15 protein-coding genes are annotated in these 19,483 nt (G+C 40.4%); 10 read left to right on the top strand and 5 right to left on the bottom strand.

Annotated elements, in window-relative coordinates; translation table 11 throughout:
- Positions 1-312 precede the first annotated feature (312 nt).
- The 3 genes from IQ230_RS03970 to IQ230_RS03960 form a co-directional block, all read right to left on the bottom strand.
- Positions 313-1,713 (bottom strand): sensor histidine kinase, encoded by a 1,401-nt coding sequence (locus IQ230_RS03970; RefSeq protein ID WP_193930784.1) that lies wholly within the window; start codon positions 1,711-1,713, stop codon positions 313-315.
- A gap of 183 nt (positions 1,714-1,896) precedes the next feature.
- The gene (locus IQ230_RS03965; RefSeq protein ID WP_193930783.1) at positions 1,897-2,385 is read right to left on the bottom strand and encodes an anthrone oxygenase family protein; all 489 of its coding nucleotides are present in this window, start codon (positions 2,383-2,385) and stop codon (positions 1,897-1,899) included.
- 27 nt (positions 2,386-2,412) lie between these two features.
- Positions 2,413-3,042 (bottom strand): FMN-dependent NADH-azoreductase, encoded by a 630-nt coding sequence (locus IQ230_RS03960; protein WP_193930782.1) that lies wholly within the window; start codon positions 3,040-3,042, stop codon positions 2,413-2,415.
- Positions 3,043-3,200: 158 nt separating this feature from the next.
- Here IQ230_RS03960 and IQ230_RS03955 point away from each other — a divergent pair, with 158 nt between their 5' ends.
- Both IQ230_RS03955 and IQ230_RS03950 read left to right on the top strand, forming a co-directional pair.
- Positions 3,201-4,073 carry a helix-turn-helix domain-containing protein gene (locus IQ230_RS03955; RefSeq protein WP_193930781.1) on the top strand — a complete coding sequence of 291 codons (873 nt, stop codon included), beginning with the start codon at positions 3,201-3,203 and terminating at the stop codon, positions 4,071-4,073.
- Between the two features lie 129 nt (positions 4,074-4,202).
- Complete coding sequence (locus IQ230_RS03950) at positions 4,203-4,943, top strand: WecB/TagA/CpsF family glycosyltransferase (RefSeq protein ID WP_193930780.1); 741 nt, start codon at positions 4,203-4,205, stop codon at positions 4,941-4,943.
- Between the two features lie 284 nt (positions 4,944-5,227).
- Here IQ230_RS03950 and IQ230_RS03945 read toward each other — a convergent pair whose 3' ends face one another.
- A complete protein-coding gene (locus tag IQ230_RS03945) occupies positions 5,228-6,094 on the bottom strand; it encodes a phytanoyl-CoA dioxygenase family protein (RefSeq protein ID WP_193930779.1) in 867 nt (288 codons plus the stop codon).
- 961 nt (positions 6,095-7,055) lie between these two features.
- On the opposite strand from IQ230_RS03945, the gene dxs reads away from it, so the two are divergent.
- The 3 genes from dxs to IQ230_RS03930 all read left to right on the top strand — a co-directional run bounded on the left by dxs (position 7,056) and on the right by IQ230_RS03930 (position 10,603).
- On the top strand, positions 7,056-8,963 hold the full coding sequence (dxs, locus tag IQ230_RS03940; protein ID WP_193930778.1) for a 1-deoxy-D-xylulose-5-phosphate synthase: 1,908 nt from the start codon (positions 7,056-7,058) through the stop codon (positions 8,961-8,963).
- A 90-nt stretch (positions 8,964-9,053) separates the two neighbouring features.
- On the top strand, positions 9,054-10,118 hold the full coding sequence (gene mtnA / locus IQ230_RS03935; protein WP_193930777.1) for an S-methyl-5-thioribose-1-phosphate isomerase: 1,065 nt from the start codon (positions 9,054-9,056) through the stop codon (positions 10,116-10,118).
- A gap of 125 nt (positions 10,119-10,243) precedes the next feature.
- Positions 10,244-10,603 (top strand): GNAT family N-acetyltransferase, encoded by a 360-nt coding sequence (locus IQ230_RS03930; protein WP_193930776.1) that lies wholly within the window; start codon positions 10,244-10,246, stop codon positions 10,601-10,603.
- Here IQ230_RS03930 and IQ230_RS03925 read toward each other — a convergent pair.
- Positions 10,600-11,694: an ABC transporter ATP-binding protein gene (locus tag IQ230_RS03925; protein WP_193930775.1), complete on the bottom strand. Its 1,095-nt coding sequence runs from the start codon at positions 11,692-11,694 to the stop codon at positions 10,600-10,602. The genes IQ230_RS03930 and IQ230_RS03925 overlap by 4 nt on opposite strands.
- 888 nt (positions 11,695-12,582) lie before the next feature.
- On the opposite strand from IQ230_RS03925, the gene hepA reads away from it, so the two are divergent.
- The 5 genes from hepA (at position 12,583) to IQ230_RS03900 (ending at position 19,219) form a co-directional block, all read left to right on the top strand.
- The gene (gene hepA / locus IQ230_RS03920; protein ID WP_193930774.1) at positions 12,583-14,433 is read left to right on the top strand and encodes a heterocyst formation ABC transporter subunit HepA; all 1,851 of its coding nucleotides are present in this window, start codon (positions 12,583-12,585) and stop codon (positions 14,431-14,433) included.
- 110 nt (positions 14,434-14,543) lie between these two features.
- Positions 14,544-15,626, top strand: coding sequence for a glycosyltransferase family 2 protein (locus IQ230_RS03915; RefSeq protein WP_193930773.1), 1,083 nt, complete (start codon positions 14,544-14,546; stop codon positions 15,624-15,626).
- A 223-nt stretch (positions 15,627-15,849) separates the two neighbouring features.
- On the top strand, positions 15,850-17,064 hold the full coding sequence (locus IQ230_RS03910) for a glycosyltransferase family 4 protein (protein ID WP_193930772.1): 1,215 nt from the start codon (positions 15,850-15,852) through the stop codon (positions 17,062-17,064).
- Positions 17,061-18,290, top strand: a complete 1,230-nt coding sequence (locus IQ230_RS03905; RefSeq protein ID WP_193930771.1) for a glycosyltransferase family 4 protein — start codon at positions 17,061-17,063, stop codon at positions 18,288-18,290. Before IQ230_RS03910 ends, IQ230_RS03905 begins: the two co-directional genes overlap by 4 nt.
- Before the next feature lie 14 nt (positions 18,291-18,304).
- The gene (locus tag IQ230_RS03900) at positions 18,305-19,219 is read left to right on the top strand and encodes a sulfotransferase domain-containing protein (protein ID WP_193930770.1); all 915 of its coding nucleotides are present in this window, start codon (positions 18,305-18,307) and stop codon (positions 19,217-19,219) included.
- Positions 19,220-19,483 lie beyond the last annotated feature (264 nt).

Genomic DNA, 19,483 nt, shown 5'->3' with positions numbered 1-19,483 from the left:
CTATGAGTACAGGTATTTGATTTTCCAGTTGTGACCCTATTTTCTTACAGGAGCGGCACTGAGTAAACTGACGAGGGATCAATTGCGGCAAAGCACTACAACTGATATCAAAAAAGCAATTAGCTTTTAGTTGAAATAAAACGGATAAATCCGATAGTTTGAAACCAAGATATTATCCATTGATTAAGGGAATTAGCTAATTGCTAACCACTAGTCGCCAATTGTCATGTCACTGTAAATTATTAGGAATAATTACTTCCTTGCATCTGTCACAGGAAGCATTTTGATAACTTTTTATTTTAAGGATGAGTATTAAGACTCAGTATTTAGCGGTAAAGTAACAGTAAAAGTTGTGCCTTGATGTAAGAGACTTTCTACTTGAATTTGACCGTGGTGATTCTCGGCGATCGCCAACGCGATCGCTAAACCAAGTCCCGAACCTGTTGGAATAGCAACCGGAGTTGTTGCAGTATGAGTGCGCGCAGGGTCTACGCGATAAAAACGATCAAACAATCGCGGTAAGGCTGTTTCAGGAATACCAATACCTGTATCACTCACCTTAACTTGCAGCAAAGCGATACGAGTCGCCAGCGGTGAAGCGATTCTCGTCAACTCAACATTGACTTTACCACCGTGTGGTGTGTAATGTACTGCGTTAACGATTAAGTTGGTAAACAAACGCACGAGTTGATTCCAATCACCTTGAAGCGTAAACCAATCCTCAATCAGTTGCGGGTTATGCGATTCAGGCGCTTCAATTAAATGTAGCGACAGCGTAATATTCTTTTCATTTGCGGGTAGTTGTTGTTCTTCCACCACTTCCATCAGCAAAGCATCCAAAGGACACGCAGCAAAACATGGCTGCACAATGCCACTATCTTGTCGTGCGAGAAAGAGTAAATCGTCTACTAAACGACCTAATCGTTGAGTCAGCCTTTCAATGACGGTTAACTGTTGGTAGTATTTAGCACCAGCGCCTGAAGCTTCTAAAAGTTCAGGGTCTGTGAGTGCTACTTGGACATTAGTTTGAATCAAGGCAATTGGACTTCTCAGTTCGTGGGAAGCATCAGCAGTGAATTGTTTGAGGCGTTGATAAGATTCGCGTACGGGTTCCATTGCTTTTCCGGAAAGAAACCAACCACAAAAGGCAACAGAAAGCACCATTAACCCTGTTCCAAGACTTAAGTCAAAAATTAACTGGCGGATTGGTTTTGTGACTTCAAACCACGGATGGCTAACGCGCAAATACCCTAACACTTGTCGTCCAACTTCAACTCTTTCGGTCACTTGTCGCAGTAAGAGTGAAGTGTAATCTTCCTGTCCTTCGACTGCATCTTGATCTCGAATAACCTTGACAGTTTCACCAGTGCGATTTGGATGAACTGGAAGACCTAATGGTTCAGATAAAGTTGACCATAGAAGTTCGCCAGTGGGGCTAAACCACTCCAAATCAATATGGTCGTCCTCAACAGCATCTGCATTATCGCGAAAAGTCGCTTCGATGTTGATGCGAAATTTGTCAGCATTCGTTGTGGTAGATTCAATCACAAGCGATCGCTCGACTACCTCGACAACGTGATTGAGAGTATCGTCAATGCGCTCGATCAACGTACTCCGAACATACAGATAGACTCCACTAGCAAACAATAGTAGTAATACGGCAGTTACAGATGTATACCACAAAGCCAAACGGCGACGAGTAGCTTGAAACATTTTGAATTTTTGAGCTTAAGATTACGGTAGTGCATCCTCCTCACACGTTGCTAATGGTACAAGCGTTGGTTATCTCTAAAACAAGCTCAACTGATCTACTGACGCTTCACTCGATGCCGTTATTTTAATCGTATGACATTACCTGCATAGAGTGTCATTCTTATTACGTTCTTATTACGTTACTCAGTTTCCGAGCGTTAGGGTGAACGCTGCTGCTGCCAAAAATGCTGCTATTGCCCGAATATGGTTCCAAAATGTCCAGTTAGTCAGGTAGCTAGCCCACAAGTTTGCACCCTCAATGGTGTCTGGCTTAACTGTCGCTAGCGCTTCATTGAGTGGCACATTAAACACGATTGTTACTAGCACTGTACCGACAAGATAGAGGAGGCTACCAATAAGCAAGTAAGCAGCGCCAGGTTGATGCCACTTTGATAGCGAAAAAATAGCTAAAAGAAGGCAAGATAGGGATGTTCCAAATAAGGCAGCCATGAACAAGGGATTAATTGCTGTGATATTGATCGATTGCATGGCAATGATACCTTGCGTTGATGGAAGTCGGGCAAGTGCGCTCATCACGAAAGTCGAGAAGGCAAAGAAAACTCCGGCTACCAACCCGCAGCCTAACGCTGCAAAAAGCTGCAAAACAACAGGTAAGTGGTTAACACTTATCATAAAGCCTCCTAATGTTGTTGCAACGCTTTACGCCACTAATTGAGCAACTTGGATACGCGCAGCTGCAATGGATTGCGCTAAACTTGTGCCACCGAACTCATCATTTTCAATATGAATAAATGTGATATCGGTGATGCCAATAAATCCAAAGATTGCTCTTAAATATGGATCTTGATAATTGAGCTTCTCGTTATGCTCACCAGGTGCAAAACCAGAACTACCTCGCGCTGTAATCACAAACATTTTCTTACCCAACACGAGTGGTTTATAAGGATTTGCAGTATTTTCTGGCTCAAACGCGAAGGTTCGCCCCACACGCACAATCTGGTCAATATAAGCCTTAAATGTACTGGGTACGCTGAAATTGTACATGGGTATGCCGATGACGTAGAGATCAGCCGCTAAAAACTCATCTATGAGGCGATCGCTAATAGAAATTGCCTTTGATAATTCAGGTGTGCGTTGCTCTAGCGGTGTATAAGCTGCTGCAATCCACAGTTCATCGACATGGGGAACAGGATTGCGACCAATATCCCGATAGGTGACAAGATCAGAGGGATGAGTTTGCATCCTCGCCTCAATGAATTCTCTTGTCATGCGGCGCGAGTGCGATCGTTCTCCTCTAGGACTAGAATCAAGGTGTAGAATGCGTGCCATATTTCCTCCTGATCTCTCACCATTTCAGCTTAGGCAAACGATTTAGACTCAGCTATCTGATTTTTGTGTAATTATCAAAATCTTGCGGTCAGATTTCAGGCTACTTGGTAGAAATCACCCAAACGTGAAGACAATTGAAGACGAAGTGGGTTTGGAGCATGAAGACAACAGTCCCGTATCAACAAGAAACAACCTGTGTGCCCGTTTTGTCTAGTCAAAATCAAGATTGGGAAAATATTCTGGTTGAGCAATTTCAACATCCTGCGGGCGAAGGCTGGTGTCATTACAGCGAGGAACACGCGATTAGTTTATCGCTGGCATCCCGTCCAGTTCGCTTGCTGCAAACGAGGGAAGGTAAAACCTACGTAGGACTATACGGGAAAGGCGACATTTCTGTAACGCCTGCAAAAACGCCGTTTTTTGCCCGCTGGGATAGTGATGACCACTACTTGCAGATTCGCATTGCGGCACGTTTCCTTCAGCGCGTTGCTAGCGAAACGATTAACATCAATTCCGATCGCCTTGAATTACTTCCCGAATTTCGGACACGCGATCCGCAAATTGAGGCGATCGCTATGTTGCTGCTTGCTGAACTCAAACAAAAACATATAGGAGGAAGGCTCTATACTGAATCACTGGCAAATGTGTTAGCAGTGCATTTGCTCAGACAATACTCTGCGTCTGCACCTCGTTTGGCAATTTATGAGGGCGGTTTAACCCAGCGCCAACTTCTGCAAGTTTTGGAATACATTAACGAACATTTGAGTCAAGACGTTAAGCTTACCGACTTAGCCCAGTTACTAGGCATGAGTCAATTTCACTTTAGCCATTTATTTAAGCAATCACTAGGGATAGCTCCTTATCAATACCTACTTCAGCAACGCGTAGAACGAGCAAAGCAGTTGTTGAAACAAACCAATCAATCAATTATAGATATTGCCTTCTTGTGTGGATTCAACAGCCACAGTCATTTAAGCAAACAATTTCGGCAGTTGACAGGTATGACACCCACAGCCTACAGAGCGCATTAAATAACCGTAACTCAACAAAAATGCCACTGGATTGCATTCCCTAATGACGAAGAGTACGATAAAATTTTGGCGTCTAGACAAGCCAGCCTTTTACACAATAAGCTTTAGACGTAGTGAGGAATGTAAATAATGTCTGAGGCAGCACTGTTAGATTCTGTACTCGGGTTGCCAGTTCATCTGATGGATGACTATGTGAGTTGGTTGCGATCGCGCCTCAAACAAGAAATTGGCACTCATGTGATCACGCTAAATGCAGAAATGACGATGCAAGCAGAGCAGCATACTGCTTTAGCTCAAGCAATTCAACAAGCCGAGTTAGTTATTCCTGATGGTGCTGGAATTGTCTTATATATGCTACTTCGTGGCAAACGCATCCAGCGGTGTCCAGGCATTGAGCTTGCAGAGCTACTGTTAGATAGTATCGGACAAACACCAACGTCTTATCCGGTGTTTTTCTATGGAGGTTCTCCAGGAGTAGCTGCCCAAGCCGCGAAAAATTGGCAACAGCGATCGCCACATCTGCACATAGCTGGCACAGAGCATGGCTATTTATCAGCAACTGAAGTTGAAAAATTAAAGCAAATGTTGCAGACATTGCAACCGAGCTTGATTTTAGTAGGACTTGGAGTGCCGCGTCAAGAATTATGGATTGCCCAAAATCGTCATTTATGCCCTCAAGCAACTTGGATTGGTGTGGGAGGTAGCTTTGACATTTGGGCGGGGGTGAAGTCTAGAGCGCCAGCTTGGTTAGGAAATAATCATTTGGAGTGGCTGTATCGCTTGTATCAGGAACCTTGGCGTTGGCGGCGGATGTCAGCTTTGCCTAAGTTTGCTGGCAAGGCTTTAGTTAGTCGATTAACACAAACTTAGTATTGCACGCTCTCAAGTGAGTAGTAATGTCATTTTCAGTTGAATAATCAGGCTGTGCTTGAGTTGCTAGTGGCTAGTTACTAGTTACTGGATGCTAAGCACAATAATATCAAGTCCGGTTGATTAGTAGACATCCTGCGTGAATGCGCTAGCTAGATAAACAAAGTCCACCTATGTGGACTTACTGCTAATCAAGTAAGTTTTGAGTGTACGAAGGTACACTTTGCTTGGATAGCCTCGACTTCAGTCGTAGGCTATCTGTGATTCATGCTCACCACTAACCACTAACGACTAACAATCTCCACACTTTTTTGTAATGCACTTCTACCAAAAGAAAAGCGTTGACCGTGATAGTCTTTTGCAGGGATGACATAGCAAACTAAGGCATATCTTTTACTCTTGTCTTGCTGATGCCATCCTTTATGTACTAACTGTTGATTGGATATAACCATTGTTCCTGCTTTGCCAAACAGCGGAACAGCTTGTTTGTCGTTATATAAAAGTTGAATATCTTCTTTATAATTGCGGCTATTTTTGGATGCATATAGTACTTGCTTGATCCAACCATAGCAATAATTAATGAGTCTTCTGTAGGTATGAAGATGAGAGCCAGGAATCACAGTGTATGGTCCATCGCCATATTCATTAACGTCAGTGAGATAAATAAAGACTTTGTAAACTGTCTTAGTTACGCAATCAGTATGATAGCCTCGCTTTGAGGTGGTATCGGGATTGTCAATCTTGATTGAGATATTTCGCAGCAAAACAGGTTCGCCAATGCGCGCTTCAAAGATATCTTCAATGATGTGTGAACTGAACAGTTGTGCAAGTTTATCATCAATTTCTTGGGCATTCATGATCTGTTGAACGTCCAAATCTACATCATGAATATCTTTGCGACAAAGTAAATAGCAGTCTCCAGCAATAAGATAGCTGTGATTATTGATATAAGAATCTGCAACCTTAATTAAGCGATCGCACTCTTGTTTATCCAAAAACTCAGGAATAACTTCATAGCCTTGCTGGGTGAAATGATTCCGTGGTTGACGTATATACTCTTGACGATCGTTAATCATTCCAGTTATCTCTGGCTGAATGACCGACAATTCTCGCTGAAGACGTTGACTAAACTTCTTAAGGCGTCTGAGCATTGGATAAAGAGTTGGTTATTTTTTGTAACAGTATGCTAAATTTTATACTTATTATAAGTCTTTTTGCAATTATAAACTCAGTATTATTGCTGAACCTAAGTCTGATGAAAAACAGGAAGTTACTACTAGTATATCTTTTAAAGATTTAAAATATCCAAATTAGAAGTAACAGTTCTATTAGCTTTGTTTATTTATTTTACCGAATTACAGTTATCGGTACGCGCAAAGTGTTTCTTTGTTAAGAAATCTTGCACTAGCGAGTTATTTTTATCAGATATGTTGATTTAGTAAATTCATAGTAACTAGGAAAGAAAATTCTTGTGCTGCGCTGTTATCAAGAGCTAACAGGTGTTGAATAATACATTAATAGTTTGACTATAAAGACTGAATTTTCTTTATAAATGGTAGATTACAGCAAAAATACAAAGTTCGCTGCAACAGCACGAAGTATTATAAAATTCATTAATTTACTTAGTGAAAGACAAGCAAATTATGACTTTAATGTCAGTTCGATGAAAAAGAGCTGAGTGGTTGAAATATACGCCAGTGTCTAGTGGTTGGCAAGCAGCCAAGCTGTTGCTCGAATTTACGTTAAGTCAATTGAATTATCAAAATAAGGTAAGAAATTTAGAGCAAAACTCTGGAAAAGTTTTACTAGTAGAGCAATACATAGTTACGTTGTTGCGGATAAGATACCCGTTGTAACAAGTGGCGTTAAACTGCCGTGGAGCAGGACAAAGGAAAATGATGATTTGTTGTAATGACGATCTCAAATGGTATGTGTATACCGTTTGAGGAATAAAAATAAATAATTTTAAACGGCGATCGCAGGCAATAGTATCATATGTGGCGTTTTCTCTTCCTAGATAGCTCACCTTCAGCGGTACCAGATTTCAGTAAGTTTGGGTAGGATTTTTAATGGGACAATCATTAAAGATTAAAGCCAGAGAGTACCCCGAATATGCACCTGAGTGAAATCACCCATCCTAACCAGTTGCACGGCTTATCGATTCGCCAACTGCAGCAGATCGCCCGTCAAATTCGGGATAAGCATTTGCAAACCGTGGCGGCGAGTGGCGGACACCTCGGACCAGGATTAGGTGTGGTGGAGTTAACATTAGCGCTTTACCAAACCTTAGACCTCGACCACGATAAAGTTATTTGGGATGTAGGGCACCAAGCCTATCCTCATAAACTGATTACTGGTCGCTATAGTCGCTTTCATACATTGCGGCAAAAAGACGGTGTAGCGGGCTATTTAAAGCGCTGTGAGAACAAGTTCGACCATTTTGGCGCGGGTCATGCTTCCACAAGTATATCTGCTGCCTTGGGCATGGCACTCGCGCGAGATTTAAAAGGCGAAAAATTTAAAGTTGTCGCGGTCATTGGTGACGGTGCCTTGACTGGTGGTATGGCGTTAGAAGCGATTAACCATGCAGGACACTTGCCGAAAACAAACCTGCTTGTGGTATTAAACGACAATGAAATGTCGATTTCTCCCAATGTAGGTGCAATTTCGCGCCATTTAAACAAAATGCGTTTAAGTCCGCCAGTACAGTTTTTGTCTGATAATTTAGAAGAACAAGTCAAACAAATTCCTTTTGTTGGTGATTCTTTAGAAACCGAACTTGAACGGTTTAAAGAGGGCATGAAGCGGCTAGCAGTACCGAAAGTAGGAGCTGTCTTTGAAGAATTAGGCATTACCTACATGGGACCTGTTGATGGGCATAACTTGGAAGAACTGATTGCTACCTTCAAGCAAGCCCATAAAATTGCAGGACCAGTACTCGTACACGTTGCTACTGTTAAAGGTAAAGGATATGCGATCGCTGAACAAGACCAAGTAGGCTATCACGCGCAGTCACCTTTTAACCTGACAACAGGTAAGGCAATTCCTTCTAGTAAACCTAAGCCTCCTGGATATTCCAAAGTTTTTGCCCACGCTTTGGTAAAACTCGCCGAAAACAATCCCAAAATTGTCGGCATTACAGCAGCAATGGCAACAGGTACAGGGCTAGACAAACTACAAGCAAAACTGCCCCACCAGTATATTGATGTTGGGATTGCAGAACAACATGCTGTGACTTTAGCCGCAGGCTTGGCTTGTGAGGGAATGCGTCCCGTTGTCGCGATCTACTCAACTTTCTTGCAACGCGGCTATGACCAAATTGTTCACGATGTGTGCATCCAAAACCTACCTGTATTTTTCTGCATGGATCGGGCGGGAATTGTTGGTGCAGATGGTCCAACGCATCAAGGAATGTATGATATTGCTTATTTGCGTTGCTTACCCAATATGGTGTTGATGGCACCGAAAGACGAAGCCGAGTTGCAGCGGATGGTTGTCACAGGAGTGAACCACACTGATGGTCCAATTGCGATGCGTTATCCTCGCGGGAACGGCTATGGTGTTCCTTTGATGGAAGAAGGGTGGGAACCAGTCGAGATCGGCAAAGGCGAAACTCTACGCCATGGTGATGATGTGTTGCTGCTAGGATTTGGCTCAACGGTTTACCCAGCCATGCAAATCGCTGAAATTCTTAGCGAACATGGAATTCAAGCGACAGTCGTCAACGCTCGGTTTGCCAAGCCGCTTGACACCGAATTGATTCTACCATTGGCACAACACATCGGACGTGTTGTCACTTTAGAAGAAGGTTGTCTGATGGGTGGCTTTGGTTCGGCTGTAGCGGAGGCATTACTTGATGCCGATGTTGTTGTACCTGTCAAGCGTTTTGGCGTGCCAGATGTCTTGGTGGACCATGCTTCTCCGGAACAATCCAAAGCAGAATTGGGTCTAACCAGTCCCCAAATAGCGCAAGAAGTGTTAAAAGCCTTTTTTAACAAAACACTTTCATCTGTAAGCTAAATCAGGTTTATGGGCGTACACTTGTGCGCCCGTACAAACTTCAAACAGTCGCTTTCTATTCTTTCCCCTTGCCCTTGCGAGCCTCTAACTATGTCCCCCTGCCCCTCTCAGGTTTTTCCCGTTGTTTGGTATGAAAACTCAGTCTTGCTAATCGATCAAACTCGGCTACCCCACGAGTATGCATTCGTCGAGATTCACCGCTGCGAAGATATGGTACAGGCAATTAAAACCATGATTGTGCGGGGTGCACCCGCAATTGGCGTTGCTGCTGCTTATGGCATGTATCTTGGGGCGCGTGAGATTTCAACTCAAAATCGCGAAGAATTTCTACATCAGCTTGAGGAAATTGCTGTGATGCTCCGCGCGACACGTCCTACGGCTGTTAACTTGTTTTGGGCGATCGCACGGATGTTGAAAACGGCATATGAAATGCTGGGATCAGTTGAACAAATTAAACAAGCTTTACTCCATACTGCGCAAACGATCAATGCTGAAGACTTGCAAACTTGTCAAGCAATTGGCGATCGCGGTTTAGAAGTTTTACCTTCGACTCCAGAAAAACTCAATATTCTGACACACTGCAACGCGGGTGCTTTAGCAACAGCAGGCTACGGTACAGCCTTAGGGATAATACGTTGTGCTTGGGCAAAAGAGAGACTAGCCAGAGTTTATGCTGATGAAACTCGTCCCCGTTTACAAGGCGCAAAATTGACTGCATGGGAATGCGTTCAAGAAGGAATTCCTGTCACCTTAATTACTGATAATATGGCAGCACACTGTATGCAACAAGGATTAATTCATGCGGTTGTTGTTGGTGCAGATCGCATTGCTGCCAATGGAGACACTGCGAATAAAATTGGCACATACAGTTTAGCAATTGTTGCTCAAGCGCATAATGTTCCTTTCTTTGTTGCGGCTCCCCTCTCGACGATTGATTTTTCCTTAACAAGTGGTGATGAAATTCCGATTGAAGAACGCGATGCAAGTGAAGTTTATGCAATTGGTGAGACTATAATTACTCCCGAAGGAGTTGAGTTTTACAATCCTGCTTTTGATGTCACTCCTGCAGATTTAATTACAGCAATCATTACCGAACACGGTGCATTTGCGCCAAATCAGTTACAGGAGAAGTTGAAAGAAAAAAATCTAGTTTGAAGAATATGTAAGAGGCAATTGCAATGCCTGCCAATTCCTTAGATTCACAACTTACTATTACTTCTTGCAATCCACAAATACATGGCTCATTTATCCGGTCACTAACCAGAGATAATTTTTATCTAATGATAAGTCGTACCATCGGCTGGGACGAGGAACTTCACCAACAAGAACCGTGCTTTCCAGAAAGATACACAATGGTGTATCGTAACCACGACCTCATTGGTTTTTTTGCGATTCGAGAGGCAAGCGAGTACTTATATATCCACACTATTCAGCTTGTAGCATCATTTCGTGGTAAAGGATACGGCACAACCTTGCTACAACACATAGAAAACATCGCTAGAACAAAGAACCTACAACGCATCTACTTGAGCGTATTCAAAGAAAATCCTGCTCAAAAACTATATCAAAGGCTGGGTTACAAGCCAATAGCACAGGATGAATACCTCATCCGTATGGAAAAGTTACTAGAAGCAAACTAACACGGATACAAGCGATCGCCTGTCGTCGAGTTGAAGATAAATAGCTGTTCTAAATCAAGCCCTAGTGAAATGCGATCTCCCAGATGCAAACGCATAACACCCGCCTGTTGAATATTGACTTGCACACTCGAACTGGGTAAACCAGCACGAATTAAAGTTTCTCTTCCCAAAGGTTCTACAAGTTTGACTTCAACTGTTAAGGCTGCAATTTCTTCGTTTTGCGATTCATTAATAAACAAATCCTCTGGACGAATCCCTAAATCCACAACTTGTCCTTCGGATAAACGCAATACGTCACGAATTCTCATCGGACATGAAATAACCTGACTCTCTACCAAAAAGTTGCCATTTTTGTACTTTGCAGGCAAAATATTCATTGGCGGATTGCCTAAGAAAGTTGCCACCATCCGGTTAGCAGGTTTAGCATAAACGCTTTGTGGCTCTCCAATTTGTTGAATTCTTCCCTGATTGAGGATAACGATGCGATCTGCTAAAGTCATCGCTTCAACTTGATCGTGGGTGACATAAATTGTCGTAATACCTAAATTGTGATGCAACTGTTTTAACTCTGCACGGGTATCGTCACGTAGCTGCGCATCCAAGTTTGATAAAGGTTCATCTAATAAAAATACTTGTGCTTCGCGGGCGATCGCTCTTCCTAATGCGACGCGTTGTTGCTGTCCCCCAGATAATTGTTTGGGTTTACGTTCTAGAAGATGTTCAAGTGCAAGCGATCGCGCAACTGTTTCTACTCTTTGTTGAATCACTTTTGAGTCAACTTTTCGCATCTGTAACCCAAACGCAATGTTTTGGGCAACACTCATGTGTGGGTAAAGTGCATAATTTTGAAAAACCATAGCAACATCCCGCTGTCGCGCTGGAACGTTATTTACAAGAAGATCCCCGATGTATAGGTTTCCACTTGTTGCTGTTTCTAACCCTGCGATCGTTCTCAGAATTGTTGATTTACCACAACCTGATGGTCCAACAAGAACCCAAAATTGTCCATCAGGAATTTCAAAAGTAATATTTTCTATCGCAGTTACATTGTTGAACTTGCGTTTAATATTCTCTAGACGAACTTTAGCCATTGCACGATTCCTGGCATCTTTGATTTAAGAATGGAACAACATAACCTGCTGACAATCAGGGAACTTTGCAAAAAGTCTGATATTCTACATACAAAATACTTCTTTTGTTGTTTCCAATACATTACTTTGATGACTAAACTACTAGAAATATCATTATGTTAAACTTCTACTTATCAGAATCATAGCCGCAAATCAGTTCTTACTAGTAAATTCAATTTTTAGAAATGCTTCCCGTGAAAGCGGCTATTGATGTATTTGAACCACCATCTAGCTTTTGACAGCATTCTCAGTGAATGAACTATTTTTTATCGGAAAAAGTCATACTTTTTCTAGCTGTCACTCTAAAAAGAGCTAAATAATTTTTGGTAAAAACATATGCAAGAGATAGATTTTGACCGTACTTTCGACGTCTCAGTTGGTTTTAGTTTGTGTATGTACTTGCTGAGGTTTACTGTGGCGTATTACTCCTAGCTAGCCTAGAGATACTGATACACTTTGGCACTCAATTTTTAAGCTGCACAGTATATTCCATAATAACTTTGCCAGCACAACTTCCAGCAATGCTATCCATAACACTTTGCTTTAAATATTTGTATATTATAATACGTTGCAGCTCATATTAAACGATGATATATTGTCTGTAATTAAAAAAATGTTAAAAATAGCTGCGACTAGAGTGTTTCAAGAAGTTGTTATGCCTTAGCCTCCAACCAAAGCTGCACGATGTTAACGAAAGTACTTGCTTAATTTTTTATGTAACTGCGACTTCTAACAAAGAATGTAGTGTCAACAAAAAATGTTATTGTAGTGCTCACTTCTACTTACCTAGTCTGAATGGCGACTATATCTGCCATACACTTACTCATACTGCTGCAGATCTTATAAGTAATGAACTCTAAAATTTCGCTATCATTCCGCAATTTGTTAAGTGCTACAAAAATTTGGCAAGAGAACTACTTTCTAATTAGAGAATTTCGTAATTTTCGGGGTATTGCAATTCTAGCTATTGTCTTTACTATAATTGCTGCCATATTTGAAGGTATTGGAGTAGGATTTATTCTTTCATTTCTCCAAAATTTAACAAATCCAGATGCCCAACCAATTCGTACTGGAATCGAGTGGTTTGACATTTGGGTTTTGGGAGTGAATGCTCCAGCATCTGAGCGAATTTATCGAGTATGTGCCTTAATATTATTAACAACTTTAGTGCGATCGCTCTTTACTTATTTAGGTCGCCTTTACACGCAAATTACACAATTTAAATTAGTTTATTTTCTACGAAAGCGAGTATTTGAATTATTTCAATCGTTAAGCTTGCGGTACTTTGCTAAGACAAGATCAGGAGGATTAGTACACAGCATTACCACTGAGATCATGCAGATCATGCAGGCATTTAATTTTGTCTCAGTCATTCTGACAAAATTTACTATATTATTCGTCTACATTATTTCTATGCTCTTGTTGTCTTGGCAACTGACGATTGTTTCTATCTTGCTCTTTAGTTTAATATCAGTAGGAATTTCATCGCTCTTAGGGCGCGTACGAGAAGCAAGTTTTGAAAAAACAAGAGCCGCAAAGTGGTATACAACAATTTCGCTTGAATATATTCATGGAGTTCGTACCGTTCAAGCTTTCGCAGCATACAACTTTGAAAGAAAAAGATTTGACGAGGCTAATTCTAACTTTCTCAAAGCCACTACTAAAGCCGTCTCAATCTCATCACTCATTGAACCACTTTCAGAAGGAGTAGCAACAGCAATTTTAGTGGGAATGCTGCTGCTAGCATTTACAGTTTTAATTCCTAACGGACAATTACAAGTCTCCTCACTACTAACGTTTCTGTTTGTTTTACTCCGAATTATGCCTTTGCGGCGCCAAATTGATGGGGCAAGAGTACAGTTAAGCAATTGTCAAGGATCGTTCAGCAATATTAAAGAATTACTTCGCGTAGACAATAAACCCTTATTTTATAACGGCAACAAAAAATTTATTGGCTTGAAGCAAAAAATTGAGTTTGTTGGAGTAAATTTTGGTTATGACTCAGAGGAAATTGTCTTACACAACATTAATTTAACGATTGAAAAAGGCAAGATGACAGCATTAGTAGGAGCATCAGGTGCTGGCAAAAGTACTTTAGCCGATCTAATTCCTAGATTTTACGATCCTACTCAGGGTAAGGTGTTAATTGATGGTGTCAATCTACGCGAATTTAATGTCTACTCATTTCGTAATAAGCTAGCTGTTGTCAGTCAAGACACTTATATCTTTAATACTTCTGTGCGAGACAACATTGCTTATGCATTAGAAGATGTAGATGATGCAGTAGTCATTGAGGCAGCAAAACTTGCGAATGCGTTGGAGTTTATTCAGGATCTACCACAGGGGTTTGATACGCAGTTAGGCGATCGCGGAGTCCGCTTATCAGGAGGACAACGTCAGCGAATTGCGATCGCCCGTGCCCTGCTGCGTAACCCAGAAATTTTAATCCTCGATGAAGCAACAAGTGCCTTAGACTCGGTATCAGAGCGCTTAATTCAACAGTCGTTAGAGAAGTTAGCTGTGGGCAGAACAGTAATTGCGATCGCACATCGCCTATCAACAATTGTTCGTGCTGACAAAGTTGTTGTTCTAGAGCAAGGTCGCATCATTGAACAGGGAGGATATCAAGAACTACTCGAGCAACGTGGCGAACTTTGGAAGTATCATCAAATGCAGCATGAATACAGTCAAGCGGGATAACAAAATCGTACTCCAAATGCTTGGCATTGTTTAACCCTATTGCTGTTGCGTTACACAACACTACTATTTAGACTCCCATCACTATTTACGACAAAAGAGTAACTAATCCAATGAGTCTTAATGGGAACAATCAAATAGAACAAAATCATCTCGGTTCATCCAAAGTTTCTATTGTCATCCCTACAAAAAATCGCTACTTACTGTTATTAGAAACAATCAAATCTGTGCGCGAACAAACCTACGAAAACTGGGAAGTTCTTGTCGTTGACGATGGCTCAACAGACGAAACAGAAACACAAATGTTGGCATTGTCACAAGCAGATCCGCGTATTCGTTTCATCAAACGTACTCAAGGTCATCCTGGTGCTCCTGCGTCTCGTAATCAAGGAGTTGCTCAGGCAACTGGTGATTATATCATTTTTCTTGATTCAGATGATTGTTTAGCGCCACACTGTTTAGAAAAACGTGTTGCAACTATGCGCGATCGCCCTGATTTAGACTTTGGGGTTTTTCCTTGTCAAGTGTTCTGCGAACTACCAGGAGATGAAGCGTTGCTTTGGAATCGCGAAACTCAAGAGCCAGAAAACGATCTCGATCGATTTTTATCCTTGGATGTTCCTTGGCAAACAACTAGTCCTATTTGGAGAAAAGCGGCACTGCAAAGATTAGAACCGTGGGACGAAAGTTTGATTATTTGGCAAGATTGGGAATTTCATGTCCGAGCATTAATTAAAGGATTAAAGTACAAAAGGTTTTCTCAACCTGATTGCTTTTGGCGAATGCCTGTAAAACATAGAGATTCTATTGGTAAAAAAGGAATTACAGCCGAATACCTGCTTTCTAATGAACAACTCATTGCAGACGTCTATACAATGCTTGCTAAAGCACAATTGCTCAATGAGCATCGCCGCTATCTAATCGCAGGACTTTATTTCTGGTTGGCAACGCAATGGTCAACATATGTCAAATCTACTGATGAAGCTGTCAGAATTTGGTCAATTTGTCGAGACAAAAATTTAGTTAATACGATGGAATACTGGGAAGGTCTAATCTATTTTAAAGTTAGAAGAACTCGTTATATCAGACGCTTAGCGAGAGAATATCTTAGTATTCGTTGGTCTACAGAATTAATGCGGCAAAGGCATTCTATTACATTACAAAACACACCTATGTCTACTCAATTAGCCCAATGAGTAAAAGCTGATTTCTATTGCCTAATTACCAAGTTCTACTACGTTTTACAATCAATTTGAACTGAATAGCTTTAAATATTCAAGTTTATTCTACTTTTTGACTTAGTAACACAATGGTCAATCAAGTTAAAACATTATAGAAGATCGGAAGCATTAATCTAACTCAATTTAATTCTGAAAGTAGGTCTGCAAAGCATCCTCTGAATCCTGAATCTTGCTAAATATGAAAATTCTTATTACCATTTCTCACTTAATGACCGGAGGTGCGCAAACTTTTGTTATTAGGTTAGCAAGTGCTTTAGCAAAGCATCATACTGTATATGTTTATAACTGTAATTTTTTTCCAATTGCTGACAATACTTTAGTTGATAGATTTCCTGATAATGTCAAAGTAATATCTTTCTTTCCTCCTTCCTCACCGAATTTACTAAATCAAGCTTTGACAAAATTAGAGCGTTTAATAGCGAAAACAGGTAAAAAAGTAAAAATTAGAGAAAAATTAAGAAAGCTGCATTTTCAATTTATTCTGAAACAAATAAAAGTAGATTTAATTAATAGTCATTTATATCATGCAGATAAATTTGTTGTAGAGAATATACAAGTATCAACTCCAGTTGTTGTGACAGATCACGGTGACTATAAATACGTGATCGAGCAACAACTCAGCGATCGCAGTAGTACTCAAAAAATCTTCAATAGAATTAATGGAATTGTTGTTCTATCAGAAGATAATGCGACAGCAATAGCACCATATGCGACGAGTAATCTGCCTATAAAAAAGATTTATAACGGTGTGGCACTACCTCAACCACAAAAGACGATCTCTGGGCGAGAGAAACTAAAGATACCGAAAGATGCTCTCGTATTTGGTATGGTTGCTAGAGGAATTCAGGAAAAAGGTTGGGCAGAGTTAATTCAAGCATTTCAGCAGGTGCTACACGCAACTCAACGAGAAGCTCATTTAATTTTGGTTGGTGACAGCGAATATCTCAGAAATCTCAAAGCATCGCTTAATGACATGGCTGATAAAATACACTTTGTTGGCTACTCTGCTGATCCTAATGACTGGATAGAATGTTTTGATGTTGGGGTTTTGCCGACATATTTTGACGGTGAAAGTCTTCCTTATTCGATTATTGAGTATTTATCTTTCGGCAAACCAGCGATCGCAACTGAGATTGGCGGAATCCCTGAAATGATGATACATAACGCTCAAACTGCGGGTTTTACTATTAAAACTCAAGCAGGTAAAGCAAATGTGTCTTCTATCGCTCATGCCATGCTGCAATATATAAACAATCCCGCTCTACTCAATCAGCATTCTCAAATTGCACAACAAGCTTTTGAGAAGTTTAATATAGAAAATTGTGTTAAAAGTTATGAATTATTTTTTCAACAAGTATTAGTTCATCATAGGACTTCACCTGATCAAAAATGAATGTATTACATATTAATCAATCTGATATTAGTGGGGGAGCCGCAATTGCAGGCTACAGACTGCACCAAGGTTTACTTGCTCAAGGAGTAGATTCACACCTGTTAGTGGGGAATGCTCAAAGCAACAGCGATCGCATAACGACGACTCCGGCTAAAAAGACATATATCGAAAGGCAGTTATATCTTCGTTTAACTAAGCCTTTGGGACTAAATTACTTACACTTTTTGAATACATTTAATATTCCTAAAAATAGTGTCTATAAAAATGCTGATATTATTAACTTCCATAACTTGCATACAGGATATTTTAACTACTTAGCAATATCATCTTTAACAAAAGATAAACCTGCTGTGTTTACACTCCATGATATGTGGAGTTTTACAGGACATTGTACATATAGTTACGACTGCGATCGCTGGAAAACTGGCTGCGGAAAATGCCCTTATCCTGATGTTTATCCAAAAATTGAAAAAGATAACACTCGCTTAGAATGGAGATTAAAAAATTGGATTTATAGTCAGTCAAATTTAACTGTAGCTACTCCTAGCCGATGGCTATACGAACAAGCTAAGCAAAGTATCCTCAATCGCTTTCCAATTCACCATATCCCTTATGGCATTGATACCCAAGCCTATCAACCTCTCGATCCAGAACAGTGTAGAGCGCACTTAGGTATACCAAGAGGTAAAAAAGTCCTTATGTTTGGTGCTGATAGCCTGACAGAACGTCGTAAGGGTGGAGATTTACTAGCACAAGCATTACAAAACTTACCGGGTGGATTGAAAGCAGAAACTGTGCTGTTAATCTTTGGTAATAGTGGTGCAGCAATTGCTCAAACTGTAGGAATGGCAACAATCGATTTGGGTTATCTTACCAGTGACGAATCAAAAACAATCGCTTATTCTGCTGCTGATTTGTTTGTTTTTCCTACACGAGCAGATAATTTACCCTTAACGTTACAAGAGAGTATAGCTTGTGGTACGCCGATGATTTCTTGCAAAATTGGTGGTGTTCCTGACTTGGTACGCCCAGGTATAACAGGTTACTTAGCCAAGCCAGAGAATGCCCAAGATCTCTGTGATGGTATTGTATACCTGCTAGAGGAGCAAAATCTGCGCGAACAGATGCGGCACAATTGTCGGGCGATCGCACTTTCTGAATACCCTCTAGAATTACAAGCAAAACGCTATCTTGAACTTTATAATCAATTGGTTAAAAATACATAAATTTATTCATAAAAATGTTAAAAAATAGTCGTGAAAAAAAACTTTTTTTAGAGCTAAATTCAGATTACAGACAAGCAATTTTTCTAGCAGGAACTGGTAGAAGTGGCACAACCTGGGTTTCTTCTATTATCAACTATAATAATGATTATCGAGATATATTTGAGCCTTTTCATCCCTATAAAGTAGAGCTAGTTGAGCATTTTAGATATCGACAATATTTAAGACCAGATAACCAACACCAAGAGTTTCTTCAACCGACAAAAGCTATATTATCTGGAAAAATCAAAAATCGGTGGACGGACCAGTTTAATAAAAAAGTATTTTGTCAAAAACGAATGATTAAAGATATTAGAGCAAATTTTTTATTGAAATGGCTACACCGCAACTTTCCAGAGGTTCCCATCATCTTATTGTTTAGGCATCCATGTGCTGTTGTCAACTCTAAACTTCACTTGGGCTGGGGTAATCATTTAGATGAACTGTTAGCACAACCAGAATTAGTCGAAGATTTTTTACAACCATTTAAGCAGGAAATCATAGCAGCCAAAACTGATTTTGAAAAGCAGATATTTCTCTGGTGCTTAGAAAATTATGTTCCTTTAAAACAGTTTGCTCCACAAGAGATTCATCTAGCTTTCTACGAAAATTTTTGTAAAGAGCCTAAAGCAGAAATTGAACGTTTATTTACATTTTTAGGCAAAAAATTTGATGACACAGTCTTTGCAATTCTTAATAAGCCTTCTGCGACAAGTCGGCAAGAAAGTGCGATTATTACTACAGGTAATGTAGTTGATAGTTGGAAAAAATACATTACAGACGAGCAACTAGAAAGGGCAATAGAGATTCTGAGTCTTTTTGGACTGGACACACTATATTCGCAAGATCCTCTGCCAAATATCAGTGGTGCATATACTTTAATGAAAAACTAAGAGAGTCGGATTGCAAGTAGATAATATTTAGCCTTACCCACCATTCAAAATCCTAAAATTACACAACGAGGAAGCCTAGACTTAATATCACGCGCTAATAACTGAATTTAGCAGTAGGATAACGTTTTTCTGGAAAAGCGTTAATAACTTCTGTAGAAATAACAGATAACCTATTGCCTCGGCTTTTGTCTACCTACTACAAGAAGATTATCTTCGTTTCATGATTAAGTTCTGTTAAAAATAAAGTCCAACTTGCGAAGGAAT

This window comes from Gloeocapsopsis crepidinum LEGE 06123, assembly GCF_015207655.1.
Taxonomy (GTDB): Bacteria; Cyanobacteriota; Cyanobacteriia; order Cyanobacteriales; family Chroococcidiopsidaceae; genus Gloeocapsopsis; species Gloeocapsopsis crepidinum.
This window is presented reverse-complemented; position numbering and strand designations above follow the sequence as displayed.

What these genes read in the sequence shown, in the direction of transcription:
- IQ230_RS03925 (WP_193930775.1), bottom strand. Translation starts at nt 11,694, where the DNA reads ATGGCTAAAGTTCGTCTAGAGAATATTAAACGCAAGTTCAACAATGTA.
- IQ230_RS03915 (WP_193930773.1), top strand. Translation starts at nt 14,544, where the DNA reads ATGAGTCTTAATGGGAACAATCAAATAGAACAAAATCATCTCGGTTCA.
- IQ230_RS03930 (WP_193930776.1), top strand. Translation starts at nt 10,244, where the DNA reads ATGATAAGTCGTACCATCGGCTGGGACGAGGAACTTCACCAACAAGAA.
- IQ230_RS03970 (WP_193930784.1), bottom strand. Translation starts at nt 1,713, where the DNA reads ATGTTTCAAGCTACTCGTCGCCGTTTGGCTTTGTGGTATACATCTGTA.
- IQ230_RS03950 (WP_193930780.1), top strand. Translation starts at nt 4,203, where the DNA reads ATGTCTGAGGCAGCACTGTTAGATTCTGTACTCGGGTTGCCAGTTCAT.
- IQ230_RS03945 (WP_193930779.1), bottom strand. Translation starts at nt 6,094, where the DNA reads ATGCTCAGACGCCTTAAGAAGTTTAGTCAACGTCTTCAGCGAGAATTG.
- dxs (WP_193930778.1), top strand. Translation starts at nt 7,056, where the DNA reads ATGCACCTGAGTGAAATCACCCATCCTAACCAGTTGCACGGCTTATCG.
- mtnA (WP_193930777.1), top strand. Translation starts at nt 9,054, where the DNA reads ATGTCCCCCTGCCCCTCTCAGGTTTTTCCCGTTGTTTGGTATGAAAAC.
- IQ230_RS03900 (WP_193930770.1), top strand. Translation starts at nt 18,305, where the DNA reads ATGTTAAAAAATAGTCGTGAAAAAAAACTTTTTTTAGAGCTAAATTCA.
- IQ230_RS03965 (WP_193930783.1), bottom strand. Translation starts at nt 2,385, where the DNA reads ATGATAAGTGTTAACCACTTACCTGTTGTTTTGCAGCTTTTTGCAGCG.
- IQ230_RS03960 (WP_193930782.1), bottom strand. Translation starts at nt 3,042, where the DNA reads ATGGCACGCATTCTACACCTTGATTCTAGTCCTAGAGGAGAACGATCG.
- IQ230_RS03955 (WP_193930781.1), top strand. Translation starts at nt 3,201, where the DNA reads ATGAAGACAACAGTCCCGTATCAACAAGAAACAACCTGTGTGCCCGTT.
- IQ230_RS03905 (WP_193930771.1), top strand. Translation starts at nt 17,061, where the DNA reads ATGAATGTATTACATATTAATCAATCTGATATTAGTGGGGGAGCCGCA.
- hepA (WP_193930774.1), top strand. Translation starts at nt 12,583, where the DNA reads ATGAACTCTAAAATTTCGCTATCATTCCGCAATTTGTTAAGTGCTACA.
- IQ230_RS03910 (WP_193930772.1), top strand. Translation starts at nt 15,850, where the DNA reads ATGAAAATTCTTATTACCATTTCTCACTTAATGACCGGAGGTGCGCAA.